The organism is Kibdelosporangium aridum, assembly GCF_900176515.1.
GTDB lineage: Bacteria > Actinomycetota > Actinomycetes > Mycobacteriales > Pseudonocardiaceae > Kibdelosporangium > Kibdelosporangium aridum.
In genome coordinates this window covers 444,492-459,989 of the sequence record NZ_FWXV01000007.1, presented here as the reverse complement: position 1 = coordinate 459,989, position 15,498 = coordinate 444,492, and the positions used below count along the sequence as shown (strand labels likewise).

Below are 15,498 nucleotides of genomic sequence, written 5' to 3'. Positions count from 1 at the left end.
CTGACCATGCGGAAATGGTTGGCCGGGCTGTGTGTCCTGTTGGTGGCCGCTTGCACGACCTCGAGTGGCGAGACGGTGACTCAGACCTCTGAGGTGTCCGGCGACAAGCAATCGGTCGTCGCCAAGTTCCCGTGGATGACCGGGATCAAAGAGGTGCACTGGGTGGCGGTAACCCGCGGCGACCCACGCACACCAGGGCCGACCGACACCGTCTACCACGCCGTGATCCACCTCGACGACACGGGAATCAAGCAGCTGAAGGAAAACCGGTGGAACCCGGCCACGCCCGGCTGGACCAAGGAGGTGCACCCGAAACTCGTGACATTGGTCGACAGCGCCGGTGAGTGGATGCACTCCTCGGACTACGACGCCAGGAACAAGTCAAGCCTGCACGGGAAGTTCCACGCATTGCTGGACAAAGGCGTTGTGTACTTCAGCGGTTACACCATGTGACCTATCCGCCAGAGTGAGGTGATCTCCGCCGCCCGGTACTCGGCGAGAGGGTCGTCTGGGCGCGTCTTGTGCCGTGGGCGGACGGTCAACCGGTCGCGGGTCTTCAGGCCGGCCTCGGCGATCAACTTGTCGGTCGCCGGCCGAAGTCCCAGGCGTTCGGCAAGATCGGAAACGATCAACCACGCTTCGCCGCTGTCGGTCAGGTGATCGGGCAGCGTGCTGAGGAACCCGCGCAGCATCCGGCAATCCGGGTCGTAGATGGCGGCGTCCAGCGGCGCCGAGACGGCACCAGGCAACCAGGGCGGATTGCACACGACAAGATCGGCCTTGCCCACTGGGAACAGATCCTGGTGCTGAACGCGGATCTTGTCGCCCAGCCCCAGCCTGGCGACGTTGTCGCGGGCACACTCCACGGCACGCGGCTCAATGTCAACGGCCACAACGTTGCCGGCACCTCGCTTGGTAAGCATCGCAGCCAGCACACCAGTTCCCGTCCCGATGTCGAACGCCGTCCGCGGGTTGGGCCACGGCGCGTCGGCGACAAGATCGAGGTATTCCTGCCGCGTCGGCGCGAAAACGCCGTAGTGCGGGTGGATCTTGCTTCCCAGCACGGGCACGTGCACACCCTTTGTGCGCCACCGATGAGCGCCCAACGCGCCGAGTATTTCGGTCAACGGCATGCGGTGCAGGTCCTGGCCGAATGCTTGCTTGCACGCTTCGGAGACGTCGGGTGCGTGCGGCAGGTCGAGCGTGAAGTCGGGGTTGACGTCGACCTGGACCCGGCTGAGCAGATGGGCGCGCCGGGCCGTGGCCTTGCGGTAGCTGTGAAAGGTCTTCGCCGGAGTGGCTTCTCGCCGCACGCGGTTGAGCCTGCGTTTCATGGCCGCGAGCAGTTGCAGGGCGTTGCGGAAATCGCCGCGCCACAACAGGATCCGGTCCTGCCTGGCCAACTTCACCGCATGGTCGGCCGTCAGCCGGTCGCCGACCTCGATGATGGTCTCCACCTGGACTCCCAAAGCCAGTGGGAGCCGTCCTCGGCGGCGGAAGAGCAGAGCGGCCGTCCGAAGACGGCTCGATTCGATGGGGAACGAACGGACCGTCTACTCGGACGAACCGCGCCACACCACCGAACCAGCAACAATCATGAGCACGACGGTACCACTGCGCGGAAGGAGTTTTTCGGGGTTTACCTCGAGATGCGAGCTTCGATGCCGTCGAGGAGGAACTCGAGGCCGGTCAAGAAGGTTTGGTCGGCGTCAAGGTGGGGGCCATCGCGGACGACCGTGGCCAGTGCGGGGAATCGGCCGGTGGCGAAGATCCGCTCCAGATAAGGCCCGAAGGCGACCTGCCACTGCTGCTTGTCCATCCCGGAGGCTCGCTCGGCGCGCCGCTCGGTGATCTCCCGGCGTACCGCGCCGATCACGTACGCGTTGACCGCTGCGACCGCCGGTACGACAGTGTCCAGCTCGACGCCGCCCATCGCAGCCAGCACGGCCTCTCCGCTGGCCAGTGTGTTCGGCCCGAGCTGGGGCCGTCCACCGAGCAGATCGGCGAGCCATTCGTGCTGGTGGGCGGCGCGCCGGGTGGTTTCGGCAAGGGAACGCAGCACCTCTCGCCAACCGTTGCCGGTCGGCCGGATCTCCACATAGACCGCATCGACCATCAGGTCGAGCAACTCCTCCTTGGTGGCGATGTAGCCGTACAGCCGCATCGGTCCGACGTCCAGCACTGCGGCGACCTTGCGTAGCGACACCGCGTCCAGGCCGTCCGCGTCGGCGAGTTGGATCGCCGCTCGGACGATCCGCTCCCTGCTCAGCGGGGCCGGCATTGGTCGATCCGGTGGCTCCGGCCGCTCCCACACCAACATGCCGACGACAATACAGCGTCGGCTCGTGATACAGTGTATCGACCGATACGGTGAATCGAGGACAGTTATGACCATCGCGATTGTGGGAGCCGGCTTAGGTGGCTTGGCCCTTGCTCGAGTGCTGCACGTGAACGGCATCGACGCCGTCGTGTACGAACGTGAACCGTCACGCGACGCGCGCGGTCAGGGCGGCATGCTCGATATCCACTCCGGCCAGCGGGCGCTGCGCGAGGCCGGTCTGATCGACGAGTTCTACGCGATTGCCCGCGGCGAAGGCCAGGACATGCGTCTTCTCCAACCGGATGGCACGCTGCTGCTCCAGCACGACACCCCCGACGACGCCCCGCTGGCTCGACCCGAGGTCGACCGCGCCGATCTGCGCAACCTACTGCTGGACTCCATCCCCGAAGACGTGGTCCGTTGGGGGCACGCGTTCGAATCCGCCGCCGACGGCGTGCTGCACTTCGCCGACGGCAGCAGTGCGACGTATGACCTACTGGTCGGCGCGGACGGCGCGCAGTCCCGCGTCCGCCCGCTGCTCACCGACGCCCGCCCAGTGCATATCGGCCAGAACGCCGTCGAGGTCGGCATTCCCGATATCGACCGCACGCACCCCGACCTCGCGGCGATGGTCGGGCGCGGCAACTACTGGGTGCTCGGCAACGGACTGTCCCTGGCGGCGCAGCGCAACGGGGACGGCCGCGTACGGATCGGCATCAGCTTCTACAACACCGCCGAGGACTGGTTCGCCACCAGCGGGATCCCGTTCGACGACCCGGCCGCCGCCCGGGCGCGGCTGATCGACCTGCTCGCTGGCTGGGACTCACGGTTCACCGCGCTGATCGCCGCCTGCGACGACACGATCGTGCCGCGGTCGATCCACACTCTCCCGATCGGCCTGACCTGGCCGTCCAAGCCAGACGTCACGCTGCTCGGCGACGCCGCGCACCTGATGCCGCCGGTCGGCGAAGGCGCCAACATGGCACTGCTCGACGGCGCCGTGCTCGGCCTCACACTGGCCGCGCACCCGAACGACTTTCCCAGCGCCGTCAAGGAATACGAACGCGAGATGTTCGAACGCACCGGCGCCGCCGCCCGGATGTCCGCGGACATCCAGGAATTGCTGATGTCACCGGACGCCGCCCAGAAAATGCTCGAATTCTTCCAACCAGGCTGACGGTGGCAAGAGTCGGTCACGACCCTGAACGAGACACTGACCAGGCGCCGGATGCCGCCGCTATCGGCCTGGTGAGGCCGGGTTCGCCAGGATCATCGTGTTCGCGTCGAGCCGCTGCTGCAGCATGCCGAACTCGAGCATCAGGTCGGGGATCCGTTGCAGCCTGCTGGCTTCCAGCCTGGTCGGGAAGCCGCCGAGGTTCACGAGTGCGGCGGTCTGCGGGTCGATCTTGGCGTAGCCCGGCAACAACTTCTCGACCTTGGAGCGGTCCGAGCCCGCCGCCTCCTGCCCCTTGGCGAACGCCCGCTGGAATGCCGCGATCGTCTTCGGGTTCTCCCTGGCGAACTTCCCCGTCGTGCCGTAGCCGGCGATCGGGAGTTCGGCCGTCGGGCCCGAGGCCGCGTCGAACAGCTGGACTGCGCCGTAGTTCTTGGCGGCCTGTGTGATGAAAGGCTCGGCGAGCAATGCCGCGTCGACGCGGTTGGCCTCAAGTGCGGCGCCCATGTCGGTGTACGGCATTTCGACGAAGGTCACCTGGTTGGCGTCGACGTCGTTGACCTTCAGCACCGACCGGATGCTCACCTCGGCCAGGCTTTGCTTCGTCGTCACCGCGATCTTCTTGCCCGGCAGGTCGCTGATCTTCTTCGCCGTCGAGTTCGGGCCGGCGAGCACCATCCAGGTGTTCGGCTTGGCCACGTAGCCGTCCGCGACGAACTTCAGGCCTTCGACGTTCTGTGCGACGCCCTTGGCCTGGGAGTTGAAGAACGAGAGGTAGTTTCCGAACACGATGTCGAAGTCGGCCTTGTCGCTGACCAGGTTGGGGATCGCGGCACCCGCGCCCTGGATGTTGATCAGCTTGACGTCCAGGCCTTCCTGCTGGAAGTAGCCCTCCTGGATGGCCAGGTGAACCGATGCCACGTCGACGACGGGCAACAGGCCGAGCCGGATCGTGGACTTCTCGACCTTGTCCGTCGGCCCTGCCTTGTCGTCGGACGAGCCGCCGAGCAGGCCGCAGCCGGACAGGGACGCGAGCAGGGCGGTCACGATGGCGAGGACGACCGGCCGCATTACCTCTCCCGATGGTGAAATGGGGTTAGCCCGGACGGGTTACTCCGGGGGTACGTCCGGTCACTGTAGGGATCTTGCTACGTGACCACAACCCCGGCTTTGGGCCTATCGGGTTATTCCCCAACCGGGGGACCTGGCCGGCGGGCCGGGTGCGACGCGGCCAATCTGGGCCCGCCACCTGGGAAGAACTTCTCTCGCAGCGTCCCGGGCGAGTACCCGGACTGGATCAGGCCGCGAGTTCTCAGGACGTGGTGCAGGTACACGCTCATCCTGGCGCGGGCATATCGGTCGTCGTGATCGGGAAGGCCGCCATAGCCGAGGTTCCGGTCGGTACCTTCGAGGAAGGTCGTCACGATGTTCCACGCCACCCGCCCGCCGGTAAGGTGGTCCAATGTGGACAACTTGCGCGCGAACGGATAAGGGTGCTCCTGCAGGATGTTCTGGGTGAAGGCGAAGCCGAGATCCGCCAGCTCGATCCACGTCTCTGGATCGTTGTACGCCAGCTGCTTGCTGTCCGGCTCGGCCCACATGCCCTGCGTGTGGTGCGAGGGCGTGAACATGGTGAAGGCGTTGAACAGCATCCTCGGCCGGTCAGGCATTGCTGTCCTCGAACAGATCCGCGCTCAGCCGGTCGCGGCACACCTCGACCGAATACGCCATCACCCAGCCCGCGTAGGCGTCGCGCAGGATCCGTTGGATCGGTGACGTACTCAGATAACCCGATCCGCCACCGGCTTTGAGCGCCAGCTGCGCGGCATCCACGGCGACTTGGTTGGCCAGGAGTTTCGCGCGCATGGTGGCGGGGTTGAACTCGAGGTCGTTCTGGTCGGCGAGCCACGTCATGTGCCGCGCGTACATTCCCGCCGCTTCAAGGCGGCTGTGCACGTCGGCCAGGTCGAACCGGAGCCACTGCATGGTGGCGAGCGGCTGACCGGTCGTGGGAATGGTCCGGGTACGCGCGTGCTCGATCAGCGCGGCGATCGCGGCATCCGCGACACCGAGCGACAAGAACGCGATGCCACCGCCGATCCGATTAGGACGGTGACCGGTCGACGGAGGACAACGCCGTTCCGAACGCAGAAGCGTGTCACGGAACTCGACCAGACGGCTTCCATTGGCACGCAAGCCCATTGTGTCGCCGATCGGCAGGTACTTGATCGTCTCGTCGGCAGGGACGCCGAAGAACGTGGGCGTGTCGTCGATCAGCACGTTCACCAGGAAGTGGTCGGCGATCTCGCAGCCCGAGGTGAACCGTTTCGCGCCCGACAGCCGGAACCCGCCTGCGGCCGGCTGCGCGTGCTGTTGGGGCAACAGGAAAAGATTGCCTCCGCTCGGCTCGCTCAACGCGTTGGCGAAACGACGGCCAGCGATGTATTCGTCCGCGTAGAACCTGGCCGACTCGGGCGCCGACATCTGCACGAGGCCGATCGCGGCGCCAACGTGCATGACCCAGATGCACGCCGTGGACGGGCATCCGGCCGCGAGCAACCGGACAATCTCGCCGTAGCTGCGGTAGCTGAGGTCCTCACCGCCGAATTCCCTTGGCAGCAACGCACGGTCCAGGCCGCTGGTGTGCAGTGCTTCGAGATTGGCCAGCGGAACATCGGTGCTCTCGTCGTACGCGGCCGCGGTCTTGGCGAACTCCCGCGCGAGCTCAGCCGCCGTGTCCACCCAGTGCTGTTCTTCCGGCGGCGGCCCAAGTGGATGCATCCGTCACTCCTCGTGGTCGGTTCCCGGGCCGATTTTAGTGACACGTTTGCGCCATCACGGGATCCCAGCGGCCGGTGCACTCGTATATTTCGGCATGACCACCGTTCAGGACCTGCAGTCCCGCATCGAGGCCAACGATCAGGTGATCTGGTCGGCGGCCGCGCTCGTGCTCGCCCTGCGCACCAACACACCGCCCGACCTGCGCGATGCGTCACTGACCTTGCTGCACTCGCTCGGCATCGACGTCGACCTCAGCGCCGAGAACGACCCGATGACTGTCCGTCAGGGCCTCGCTGTCCAAGCAGCCTCGGCCATCCTGCAGTCCGGCGCTTTGCTGCGGGGCGACCGGCCATGGGCGGATCAGTCCGAAGAGACCATGCAGGCCGAGGGACGGCTCAGTGCGCGGGGCGCCCAGCTGGTCAAGGACGTCATCCTGTCCCTGCTGCCCGGCCTCGACGCCCTGCTCGCCCAGCCGGGCGCCCGGATGCTGGACGTGGGAACCGGTGTTGGCGCGCTGGCGATCGCGTACGCCGAACTGTTCCCCGCGTTGACCGTCGTCGGCTTGGACATCATGCCGGGCGCGTTGAAACTCGCCGCGCAGAACGTCGCCGAAAGCACGGTCCCGCACCGCGTCGAACTGCGCAACCAGGACGTCAGCGATCTGACCGAAGTGGACACTTACGGTCTCGCGTGGATCCCGGCTCCCTTTGTGTCCGGATCCGCCTTGCGGGAAGGACTCAAGCGCATCCGGGAGGCGCTGATCCCGGGCGGTTGGGTGATCATGGGACACGCCAAAATCCGTGCCAACGAAGGAAGTGCCGCGTTGAGCCGCCTGCAGACCGCGGTCTACGGCGGCACAATGCTCGACGACATGCGGGCACGGGACTTCCTCATCGAGGCGGGATTCACGCAGACGGTGTCCCTGCCAACTCCACCCGGCGCACCCGCGATCACCGCGGGCAGCAGGTGACATGAACGGATGGGAAGCCGAGGCAACCCTTGAGCTGCCCCGGCTTTGAAGTGCGTTCGGGTCAGCGGCCGACCATGGAGTCGGCCCACTTGATCACGGCCGCGTGGTACAGCGGCGCGTCCGGTGCGAAGTTGAGCGAGTGGCCGTAGCTGCCCACCAAATAGGTCTTCAGGTTGGCCGCCGCCGAATAGTACGGCGCTTCCGAACGGCGGAGTGATTCCGCGCTGGAGCAGTCCGCGGCGAGCAGTCCGCAGAACGCCGGGTCCTTGCCCATCGCCAGCATGACCGGGACCTCGATCTTCTTGGAGTACGGCAGGATCGCGCCGAGCAGCAACGTGTCGACCACCTCGCCCGGCGCGAACACGTCCTTGGTCTCCTCGTCGGTCTCCGGCACACCGGTGACCCGCTTGCCTGGCATGTGGAAGTCGGCGAATCTGGTTCCTGCCAACGTGGTCAGGTACCCGACGTCCAGCGCGCGGTCGGCGAACTTCGGGTCGAGACCGGCCGGGATCAGCGACGCGAAGATGGGTACCGCGCCGAGCACGTTCACGCCGTGCGTCAACCCGGTGATCAGCACCGCGTCGACGTCCTTGTACGTACCGGCCTCGATGATCGAAATGGCCGAGCCGACGGAGTGCCCGCCGAGGATGACCTTGTCGTACCGCGGCACACCATCCCCGGCGCGAACCGCCTGGATTACTTGGTGCACAACGGTTGCCTGGGTGAACGCGGTCAGTGCCACGGCAGGCGGCTTGCTGCTGCGGCCGGCGCCGAGGCGGTCGAGGGTGAGGGTGGCGTATCCGGCCTTGTTCATCGCCAAGCGGAACGACCGGGTTTCCGGCGTGTGCGGGAAGTCCCAGTAGGCGGTGTTGTACGAGGCGCCGGGGACCAGCACCTGGATGGTGCTCGCGCCGGTCGGTGCGCAGAGCCTGCCGTACATCGTCTGCGCTGTGCCGGCCAGTGACACCGGGAAGTTCACGTCGCGGCACGTGGTCGCGGCCGTCGCGGGGGCTGCGGGGAAACCGACGACCGCGGCTACCAGGGCAGCGGTCAACGCGGGAACGAGACGCCGTGCTCGCACGGAAACTACCTCCACTTAGGACAGTAAGACGTCAGACGACGCGGGGAACAGCCGTCATGGGCAGTTGACTCGGATACGCCGCACCGGTGACCTTGATCCGCACTTGCCTGCCCGGCACGGGAACCATCCGCCACCGCGACCCGATGGTCGCGGCCGCGATGGTGATCTCGGCGAGCGCGAAGTGGTTGCCGATGCACTTGCGGGAACCGTCGCTGAACGGCACATACGCGCCTGGCGGCGGTGGGGTCTTGGCCGCGTCCCATCGATCCGGGTCGAACCGGTACGGGTCCGGGTAGAACCGGGGATCGTGGTGCAACGCGTGCGGGCTGAACACGACCTCGGTCGCCGGTGGCACCACCGTTCCGTCGAGGTCGACGTCGGTGTTGGTGCGCCGCATCAGCAGCCAGATCGGGTAGCGGCGCAGCACTTCCTTGGAGATCTGGCCGGTGTAGGTCAGTTTCGGCACGTCCTCGTAGGTCACCGGGCGACCGCCGAGCGCGTCGATCTCCTCGTGCCAGCGTTGCTGGATCTGCGGATGCCTGGCGATTTCGTGGAAGAACCAGGACAACGCCAGCGCGGTGGTCTCGATCCCGCCGGTCAGCAAGGTGACGACCTCGTCGTAGACCTGCTGGTCGGTCATCGGCTCGCCGGTGTCCTCGTCCCGTGCGGACAACAACATCGAGAGGATGCCGTCGCGATCTTCCTGCTGTTCACGGCCTTCGGCGATGACCGCGAGCACGATCGCGCGCAGCCGTTCGATCGCCTGGTCGAACTGGCGGTTGCCGGGAATCGGCAAATGGGTGACGAACCCCGGTGACAGTGCCCGGATCATGCCCTGCTTGATCACGACCGGCATCGACCGCTGTGCTTCGGCGATCGCCGCACCACCGAGTTCCGTGGTGAACAGCGTCCGCCCGGCGATAGTCACGGCCAGCTGGTGCATCGCCTGGTCGAACTCGACCACCTGGTTGGGACGCCATGATTCGGCGATGGCCTGCGCGGCCTCGGACATCACGGTCGCGTAGCCCGCGATCCGGTTGATGTGGAACGCGGGCTGCACCAGCCTGCGCTGCCGGGCGTGCAACGGGTCGTTGGACATCGCGATCCCGTTGCCGAAGAACGGCCGGAACCGGTCGAACAAGATGCCCTTGTCGAACTTCTTTCCATCGGTGACAAGAATCTGGTGGATCAGTGCGGGGCTGGTGACCGCGTACGCGGGCAGCGGGCCGAGGTAGACCTTGACGACATCACCGTGCTGAGCGAGCGACGACGTGAAGCCGAAGCGTTGTCGCAGTAAGGAAGGCGTGTGGCCGAGCAATGGCCAGCGCCCGGGTGCGACCGGCATGGCGCTCAGCGTGCCGGGGGGACTCACGGACATCCGCTCCCTCGCGGTCGTGACAAGTCGACCACTTACCGTAGAGGTATTCGGCCGCCTGGACGAGTACCCGATCGGGTAATCACGGGAGGTATCCGTGGCCGGTAATGTGCACTGTCGCCTTTTGACGCGGAGGTGCGGTCATGACCGAACAGCAGACGCAGAACTGGATTCCTGACGAGGTCGACACATCTGTGCCGAGCATGGCGCGGACGTACGACTTCCTGCTGGGTGGTGCGCACAACTTCGCTGTCGACAGGATGGTCGCCGAACAGGCCGAGAAGGCCATGCCGGGTGCCGCGAAGATCGCCAGGATCAACCGCGCGTTCCTCGGCAGAGTGGTGCGTTTCATGGTCGACCAAGGGGTGACGCAGTTCCTGGACATCGGTTCCGGAATTCCGACCGTCGGAAACGTGCACGTGGTGGCGCAGCAGGCGAACCCGCAAGCGCGCGTGTTGTATGTGGACAAAGACCCGATCGCGGTGGCACACAGTGAATTGATGCTCGGCAACAACGACAGGGCGGACGTCCTGCGGGCGGACATGCGCGACCCGGAGAGCATTGTGCACAGCTCGCAGGCCCGGCGGCTGCTCGACTTCGACAAGCCGATCGGGATGCTGCTGGTGATGATGATCCACTGGGTGCCGGACGAGGACGACCCGTGGGCGTTGATCGGGCGTTACCGTGACGCGTTGCCGACGGGCAGCTATCTGGCGTTGTCGCACGTGACGGCCGAGCAACGCGAAGACCAGGTCACCGAGGTGCAGGGCAAGATCCGCGAATCACGCAGCACGGACCAGTTGACTCCGCGCTCCCATGATCAGATCCTGCGCATGTTCGACGGCTTCGAGCTCGTCGAGCCTGGCCTGGTCGGCTGCGGCCTGTGGCATCCGCGCGGGCCAGGCGACATCGCCGACAACCCGGAGCTCAACTCGCACGTTTACGGTGGCGTAGGAAAGAAGCTCTGACGGAACCCGCACGGCGGCAGGGTCGTTGGGCGTGGTGTGGAGACTGCATTGGCGTTGAGCGGCCCGGCTGCCGTGTTGCTGCTGATCATCGTCGGTTCATGGGAGCTGATCAGGAAAAGGCGCGGCAAGCAGAGCGGGACGCCGCTGGCCGAGACGTACGTCAACGAGTTCACCGCGATCTTCTACGGGTCGAAGCGCATCCAGCTCGAGCACCGCGATTCCGTCGCGATCATGCGGGAAGAAGACGCACAAGGTGCCCCGCCGTCCGGAGTGGACTTGGTCAAGGGCACCGTCGTGCTGCCGGTCAGGTGGTCGGAACGATCTGGGAACCCAGCGGAACCAGGGAGATCGGAATCATCTTGAAGTTCGCGATCGCCAGCGGGATGCCGATGATCGTCAGGCACAGCAGGAACCCGGTGACGAGGTGGCCGAGCGCCAGCCACCAGCCCGCGAAGATGAACCAGATCACGTTGCCGATCACCGACATGGCCCCCGCTTCCCGCCGCTGCTCGATGGTGCGCCCGAACGGCCAGAGCGCGTAGTTCGCGATCCGGAACGACGCGAGCCCGAACGGGATCGTGATGATCAGGATGCAGCAGATGATCCCGGCGATCACGTAACCGATGGCCATCCAGAAGCCGCAGAGCACCAGCCAGATGACGTTGAGCAGCGTTTTCATGGCTCCAGTCTGGCATGAGATCCCCGTTAGGCCGATCGGCCGCCTTGTCGATCCGGTAAGGACGCGGCCCCGCAGCCCACACCATCGCCGTGAAATGCGTGCTCAGCGTGCCTAGCTGAACGCCGCCGCGTTCTCCCGTACCCATTGCGCGAAGGGCCGCGCGGGTTTGCCGGTGACGTTTTCGACCGTCGGCTGAGGCGTCAGCGCCTCCTCGACTGGATTGTCCATCAGGTCAAGGAAGAACGCGATGAACTCGTCGGCATAGCCGAACCCGCGCCACCTCTGCACCGCTTCGTCCCTGCTGAGCTCGACGTACTTGATGTCACGGCCGAGAACCTCGCTGAGGATGCGGACCTTGTCCGCGTGGGTCAACGCCTCCGGCCCGGTCACCATGTACAGCTTGCCCGCGTGGCCCGATGTGGTCAGCGCGGTCGCGGCGACCGCTGCGATGTCAGCGTCGTGTACCAGTGCACTCTGGACGTCGCCGAATGCTTCGTGGACAACGCCTTCCGCGCGGATCGAGTCGGCCCATTCGAGCACATTGGACATGAACTCACCCGGCGCGATAGCCGTGCACTCCAGACCACTGGCCTCGACGGCTTCCTCCAGCGGGCTTTTGCCGCGCTCTCCTTTGAGGATGGTCACTTTCTCGACACCCTTGGCCGCAGCCAGTATCTCGGCACCGTTGGTCAACGGGGAGCCGTCCGCGCCGTTGAAGTTGATCAGATGCGCGGCCGTCACACCGTCGAAGGCAGCTGTGAGGCTTGCGGCGTCGGTCAAATCGCCCGCGACCACTTCGGCTTCGGCAGGCAGGTTCGCCGTCGCCGGGTTGCGCGACAACGCGCGAACACGGTGTCCACTTTCGACCAGCTGTGCCACAAGGTGACGCCCGACGTTGCCGGTCGCCCCCGTTACCAGAATCGTCATGAACCGGACACTATGGGGAATATAGGCCGCGGAGCGTCCTCAATTCGGATGACATGCCTGACATGATGAGGTCATGGGGAAGACGTATCCAGCGATCACCGGCCGCCTGCGCACGTTCATCAACGAGCAGCCGATGTTCTTCACCGCGACCGCGCCACTGCGGCAGGACGGCACGGTCAACCTGTCGCCCAAGGGACTCAAAGGATCCTTCGCGGTCCTCGACGAGAAAACCGTGGCATACCTGGACTTCGCGGGCAGCAACGCGGAGACCATCGCCCACTTGCGGGAGAACGGCCGGATCACGTTGATGTGGTGTGCTTTCCAAGGCCCGCCGAACATCGTGCGGATCCACGGCCGCGGCGAACCGGTGTTCCGCGACGACGCCCGATTCCCGGACCTGGCCAAGCACTTCCCGGACATGACCGAGCATGGCCTGCGCGCGATCATCCTCGTGCACGCCGAGTTGATCCGGGACACGTGTGGCTACGCGGTCCCGTTGATGACCTACGAGGAGGACCGCGACCTGCACGGCCGTCGGTTCGCCCGTGAGGACGACGAGTCGCTCAGCGCTTACTTCGCGAAGAAGGACCACATCGCAGTCAGCATCGACGGCTTGCCTGGCCTGCCTTTGCCGTTGCCGCCGCTTGAGTCGCCCAGGTGACCGACTATCCGGTCGTGATGTTGATCATCCAGTTGATGCCGAACTTGTCCGTCAGCGCCCCGAATTCGTCGCCCCACATCTGCTTCTCCAACGGCACCGTGACCGTGCCGCCCTCGGACAGCGCGGCGAAGTAGCCGCGCAGGTCGTCCACGTCGTCACCGCTGAGGCTGACGGTGATGTTGGTGCCAGGGCTGTAGTCCATGCCGGGCGGCGTGTCGGACGCCATGAGGGTGTAGCCCTTCGGTGTCTCCAGCTGGCCGTGCATGATCTGGTTCTCCTGCGGAGTCCCCGCCATGCCGTATTCACCGAACGTCCGCAGGTCGGGTTCTCCTCCGAGAACACTCGCGTAGAACTCCATCGCCTGCCGGGCGTCGCCGTTGAAGCTGATGTACGGGTTGAGTGTGGAAGCCACCGGATATCTCCTAGCTAGCTGGACGAAGGTCAGCATCGTCGCATCCGGCGGCACCTGCGGCAACCAAACTGGTCCACGGTCTCGGCCCGAGACTGGACCTCGGATGTGGACAAGTTCCGGATAGCGTTGCCGTCATGACACAGCGAATCCAGACCATGATGGGTATTCCGAAGGCCTTCAAGGCACTTGTCGCGATGGGCCAGGAAGTCGAGCAGGCCGGCATCGAGGCCGGCGTGGACCAGTTGCTGCTCGAGTTGATCAAGATTCGCGCGTCCCAGCTCAACGGCTGTGCGTTCTGCCTGGACATGCACACCCGCGACTCGATCAAGTACGGCGAGAACGCGCGCAGGCTGTTCGTGCTGGACGCCTGGCGGGAGACCGACCTGTTCACCGAGGAGGAGCGGGTCGCCCTTGAGCTGACCGAGGTGATGACGCGTCTCACCGACACCAAGGAAGTACCGGAGGACCTCTACGAGCGGGCCATGAAGGTCTTCAACGAGGCGCAGTACCAGGCCGTCATCTGGATGACGGTCGTGATCAACTCGTTCAACCGGGTCAACGTGCCCGGCCGCCCGAAGCTGCCCCAGGAGTGACCACGTCCAGCCTGAAGGCACTGCATGTGCCAGGAGACCCGCTGATCTTGCCGAACGCGTGGGACGCGGCGTCGGCCAAACTCGTCGAGCAGGCCGGGTTCCCCGTCGTGGCAACGGGTTCGGCCGCCGTCGCGGAGTCCCTCGGCTACGCCGACCACCACGGCACGCCGGTCGAGACGTCGTTCGCGGCGTTCGCCCGGATCACCCGTGCGGTGTCGGTCCCGGTGACCATCGACGTCGAAGGCGGCTACGGCCTGCCTGAGGCGGTGCTGGCCAGCCGTCTCGCCGACATCGGCGTGGCCGGCTGCAACTTCGAGGACACCGACCACGCGGGCGGCGGCCTCGTCGAGACCAGCAAGCAGGCCGACCGGATCGCGGCCCTCAAAGCCGCGGTCCCCGCCCTGGTCGTGAACGCCCGGGTCGACGTGTTCGTCCGGGCCGAGGAGCAGAAAGCCGTGCTGGACGAGGGAATCTCGCGGGCACGTGCCTATCTGGAGGCCGGCGCTGACTGCGTCTACCCGATCCTGGTGCACGATGTCGAGGTGCTGAGAGCGTTCACCGAGGCGGTCGCACCGGCCCCGGTGAACGCGGTGTACCTGCCGGGAGGCCCGGACTTCGCCGCCCTCGCCGAGCTGGGGATTGCCCGGATCTCGCTGGGCGCCGGGCTGTGGATGCACGTTCAGGGTTTCCTATGGGACACGCTGGCACAGGTCGCCGCAGGTCAGCGGCCGTACTGAAAGACGCGTGCGAGGGCAGGCGATCGCTTGCCCTCGCAAGTACTTACCTCGACGCCAGCTGGGCCTGTCCCGCCGGGTCGTGGCCAACCTCGTCGGACGCAGTGAAGAGTGGCTGCGCCAGGTCGAACGCGGTCAGCGCAAGCTGGACAGCATCGAGGTGCTCACGCACTTGGCGCGCGTGCTGCACATCGACGACCTGACCGAGTTCCTCGGCTGGCGTGACGACGAGAACACCAGGAACGAGCCGAACTGCGGGCCGTTGACCGAGCGGTTGCGTGACGTGTTGATGCAACCGCTGTTCATGGCTGAGCCCGCGCGCACTCCGCCGGTCCCGCGGCTGTGCATGGAACTGGATCATTTGCTGGCCACGTGGCGTGAGTCGGCACGCCGCTACACCGTGGTCGCCAACCTGTTGCCGTGCCTGCTCAAGCGGCTTCGCGCGGTCGCGAAATCGGGGGAGCGCACGCCGGAACTGTCCGCCGCGCTCACCCAGGCATACGGTCTGGCCTGCGCTTTCGCCGACCGGATGAATGATCATCACCTCGCGTGGATCGCCGCCGACCTCTGCGTGGACGTCGCCGTCGACGCTGAGGACCCGGTGCTGATCCGCGACGCCAGCGACGACGTCGCGCGATACCGGATGCTGGAGACGATCAGCTGGTCGCGCAGACGCGCCGGGACACGCCAACCTGAGGTCCGCTTTGGGCTTCGGCCTGTCCGACGGTGACGGCCTGACCGGCGCGTGGCTTGCCGTGAACCTGCACTTCTACTGGCTCAACTGCGGGTTCTTCGGTGAAGGACGCCGATGGCTCGATCGGGT

At 65.9% G+C, this 15,498-nt stretch carries 19 protein-coding genes; 9 read left to right on the top strand and 10 right to left on the bottom strand.

The window, feature by feature from the left end:
• The first annotated feature begins 6 nt into the window (after positions 1–6).
• Positions 7–453, top strand: coding sequence for a hypothetical protein (locus B9C43_RS35680; protein ID WP_084431106.1), 447 nt, complete (start codon positions 7–9; stop codon positions 451–453).
• Here the strand turns inward: B9C43_RS35680 and B9C43_RS35675 are convergent.
• Entirely contained in the window at positions 441–1,457 is a 1,017-nt protein-coding gene (locus B9C43_RS35675; protein ID WP_143446820.1) for a 50S ribosomal protein L11 methyltransferase, read from the bottom strand. The two genes, B9C43_RS35680 and B9C43_RS35675, sit on opposite strands and share 13 nt — an antisense overlap.
• Before the next feature lie 182 nt (positions 1,458–1,639).
• Positions 1,640–2,320, bottom strand: a complete 681-nt coding sequence (locus tag B9C43_RS35670) for a TetR/AcrR family transcriptional regulator (protein WP_084431105.1) — start codon at positions 2,318–2,320, stop codon at positions 1,640–1,642.
• A gap of 67 nt (positions 2,321–2,387) precedes the next feature.
• On the opposite strand from B9C43_RS35670, the gene B9C43_RS35665 reads away from it, so the two are divergent.
• The gene (locus B9C43_RS35665) at positions 2,388–3,497 is read left to right on the top strand and encodes an FAD-dependent oxidoreductase (protein WP_084431104.1); all 1,110 of its coding nucleotides are present in this window, start codon (positions 2,388–2,390) and stop codon (positions 3,495–3,497) included.
• Positions 3,498–3,557: 60 nt separating this feature from the next.
• On the opposite strand, the gene B9C43_RS35660 is transcribed toward B9C43_RS35665, so the two are convergent.
• The 3 genes from B9C43_RS35660 to B9C43_RS35650 form a co-directional block, all read right to left on the bottom strand.
• The gene (locus B9C43_RS35660; protein WP_084431103.1) at positions 3,558–4,565 is read right to left on the bottom strand and encodes an ABC transporter substrate-binding protein; all 1,008 of its coding nucleotides are present in this window, start codon (positions 4,563–4,565) and stop codon (positions 3,558–3,560) included.
• Positions 4,566–4,678: 113 nt separating this feature from the next.
• Entirely contained in the window at positions 4,679–5,164 is a 486-nt protein-coding gene (locus B9C43_RS35655) for an LLM class flavin-dependent oxidoreductase (RefSeq protein ID WP_084431102.1), read from the bottom strand.
• Positions 5,157–6,275 carry an acyl-CoA dehydrogenase family protein gene (locus B9C43_RS35650; RefSeq protein ID WP_084431101.1) on the bottom strand — a complete coding sequence of 373 codons (1,119 nt, stop codon included), beginning with the start codon at positions 6,273–6,275 and terminating at the stop codon, positions 5,157–5,159. Before B9C43_RS35650 ends, B9C43_RS35655 begins: the two co-directional genes overlap by 8 nt.
• Positions 6,276–6,369: 94 nt before the next feature.
• Here B9C43_RS35650 and B9C43_RS35645 point away from each other — a divergent pair, with 94 nt between their 5' ends.
• Positions 6,370–7,245, top strand: coding sequence for an SAM-dependent methyltransferase (locus B9C43_RS35645; protein WP_084431100.1), 876 nt, complete (start codon positions 6,370–6,372; stop codon positions 7,243–7,245).
• A 61-nt stretch (positions 7,246–7,306) separates the two neighbouring features.
• Here the strand turns inward: B9C43_RS35645 and B9C43_RS35640 are convergent, their stop codons facing one another.
• Together B9C43_RS35640 and B9C43_RS35635 are read right to left on the bottom strand one after the other, a co-directional pair.
• Positions 7,307–8,326, bottom strand: coding sequence for an alpha/beta hydrolase (locus tag B9C43_RS35640; RefSeq protein ID WP_235039043.1), 1,020 nt, complete (start codon positions 8,324–8,326; stop codon positions 7,307–7,309).
• A 31-nt stretch (positions 8,327–8,357) separates the two neighbouring features.
• Entirely contained in the window at positions 8,358–9,704 is a 1,347-nt protein-coding gene (locus B9C43_RS35635) for a cytochrome P450 (protein WP_200825828.1), read from the bottom strand.
• Positions 9,705–9,844: 140 nt separating this feature from the next.
• Here B9C43_RS35635 and B9C43_RS35630 point away from each other — a divergent pair, with 140 nt between their 5' ends.
• A complete protein-coding gene (locus B9C43_RS35630; RefSeq protein WP_033388508.1) occupies positions 9,845–10,669 on the top strand; it encodes an SAM-dependent methyltransferase in 825 nt (274 codons plus the stop codon).
• Positions 10,670–10,705: 36 nt separating this feature from the next.
• Positions 10,706–11,032, top strand: a complete 327-nt coding sequence (locus tag B9C43_RS35625) for a DUF6191 domain-containing protein (protein ID WP_235039042.1) — start codon at positions 10,706–10,708, stop codon at positions 11,030–11,032.
• On the opposite strand, the gene B9C43_RS35620 is transcribed toward B9C43_RS35625, so the two are convergent.
• Both B9C43_RS35620 and B9C43_RS35615 read right to left on the bottom strand, forming a co-directional pair.
• Positions 10,974–11,348: a YccF domain-containing protein gene (locus tag B9C43_RS35620; RefSeq protein WP_033388507.1), complete on the bottom strand. Its 375-nt coding sequence runs from the start codon at positions 11,346–11,348 to the stop codon at positions 10,974–10,976. The genes B9C43_RS35625 and B9C43_RS35620 overlap by 59 nt on opposite strands.
• 111 nt (positions 11,349–11,459) lie before the next feature.
• Positions 11,460–12,275: an NmrA family NAD(P)-binding protein gene (locus tag B9C43_RS35615; protein WP_084431098.1), complete on the bottom strand. Its 816-nt coding sequence runs from the start codon at positions 12,273–12,275 to the stop codon at positions 11,460–11,462.
• A gap of 73 nt (positions 12,276–12,348) precedes the next feature.
• Here B9C43_RS35615 and B9C43_RS35610 point away from each other — a divergent pair, with 73 nt between their 5' ends.
• Positions 12,349–12,936, top strand: a complete 588-nt coding sequence (locus tag B9C43_RS35610; protein ID WP_033388505.1) for a pyridoxamine 5'-phosphate oxidase family protein — start codon at positions 12,349–12,351, stop codon at positions 12,934–12,936.
• Positions 12,937–12,940: 4 nt separating this feature from the next.
• Here the strand turns inward: B9C43_RS35610 and B9C43_RS35605 are convergent, their stop codons facing one another.
• Positions 12,941–13,348, bottom strand: a complete 408-nt coding sequence (locus B9C43_RS35605) for a VOC family protein (protein WP_084431097.1) — start codon at positions 13,346–13,348, stop codon at positions 12,941–12,943.
• Positions 13,349–13,482: 134 nt separating this feature from the next.
• Here B9C43_RS35605 and B9C43_RS35600 point away from each other — a divergent pair, with 134 nt between their 5' ends.
• The 3 genes from B9C43_RS35600 to B9C43_RS35590 are packed head-to-tail and all read left to right on the top strand — an operon-like array spanning position 13,483 to position 15,405.
• A complete protein-coding gene (locus B9C43_RS35600; protein ID WP_033388503.1) occupies positions 13,483–13,941 on the top strand; it encodes a carboxymuconolactone decarboxylase family protein in 459 nt (152 codons plus the stop codon).
• Positions 13,938–14,678, top strand: a complete 741-nt coding sequence (locus B9C43_RS35595; protein WP_084431096.1) for an isocitrate lyase/PEP mutase family protein — start codon at positions 13,938–13,940, stop codon at positions 14,676–14,678. Before B9C43_RS35600 ends, B9C43_RS35595 begins: the two co-directional genes overlap by 4 nt.
• Before the next feature lie 7 nt (positions 14,679–14,685).
• Positions 14,686–15,405, top strand: a complete 720-nt coding sequence (locus tag B9C43_RS35590) for a helix-turn-helix domain-containing protein (RefSeq protein WP_160096911.1) — start codon at positions 14,686–14,688, stop codon at positions 15,403–15,405.
• Positions 15,406–15,498 lie beyond the last annotated feature (93 nt).

What these genes read in the sequence shown, in the direction of transcription:
- B9C43_RS35665 (WP_084431104.1), top strand. Translation starts at nt 2,388, where the DNA reads ATGACCATCGCGATTGTGGGAGCCGGCTTAGGTGGCTTGGCCCTTGCT.
- B9C43_RS35670 (WP_084431105.1), bottom strand. Translation starts at nt 2,320, where the DNA reads ATGTTGGTGTGGGAGCGGCCGGAGCCACCGGATCGACCAATGCCGGCC.
- B9C43_RS35645 (WP_084431100.1), top strand. Translation starts at nt 6,370, where the DNA reads ATGACCACCGTTCAGGACCTGCAGTCCCGCATCGAGGCCAACGATCAG.
- B9C43_RS35600 (WP_033388503.1), top strand. Translation starts at nt 13,483, where the DNA reads ATGACACAGCGAATCCAGACCATGATGGGTATTCCGAAGGCCTTCAAG.
- B9C43_RS35680 (WP_084431106.1), top strand. Translation starts at nt 7, where the DNA reads ATGCGGAAATGGTTGGCCGGGCTGTGTGTCCTGTTGGTGGCCGCTTGC.
- B9C43_RS35620 (WP_033388507.1), bottom strand. Translation starts at nt 11,348, where the DNA reads ATGAAAACGCTGCTCAACGTCATCTGGCTGGTGCTCTGCGGCTTCTGG.
- B9C43_RS35610 (WP_033388505.1), top strand. Translation starts at nt 12,349, where the DNA reads ATGGGGAAGACGTATCCAGCGATCACCGGCCGCCTGCGCACGTTCATC.
- B9C43_RS35650 (WP_084431101.1), bottom strand. Translation starts at nt 6,275, where the DNA reads ATGCATCCACTTGGGCCGCCGCCGGAAGAACAGCACTGGGTGGACACG.
- B9C43_RS35615 (WP_084431098.1), bottom strand. Translation starts at nt 12,275, where the DNA reads ATGACGATTCTGGTAACGGGGGCGACCGGCAACGTCGGGCGTCACCTT.
- B9C43_RS35660 (WP_084431103.1), bottom strand. Translation starts at nt 4,565, where the DNA reads ATGCGGCCGGTCGTCCTCGCCATCGTGACCGCCCTGCTCGCGTCCCTG.
- B9C43_RS35635 (WP_200825828.1), bottom strand. Translation starts at nt 9,704, where the DNA reads ATGTCCGTGAGTCCCCCCGGCACGCTGAGCGCCATGCCGGTCGCACCC.
- B9C43_RS35630 (WP_033388508.1), top strand. Translation starts at nt 9,845, where the DNA reads ATGACCGAACAGCAGACGCAGAACTGGATTCCTGACGAGGTCGACACA.
- B9C43_RS35655 (WP_084431102.1), bottom strand. Translation starts at nt 5,164, where the DNA reads ATGCCTGACCGGCCGAGGATGCTGTTCAACGCCTTCACCATGTTCACG.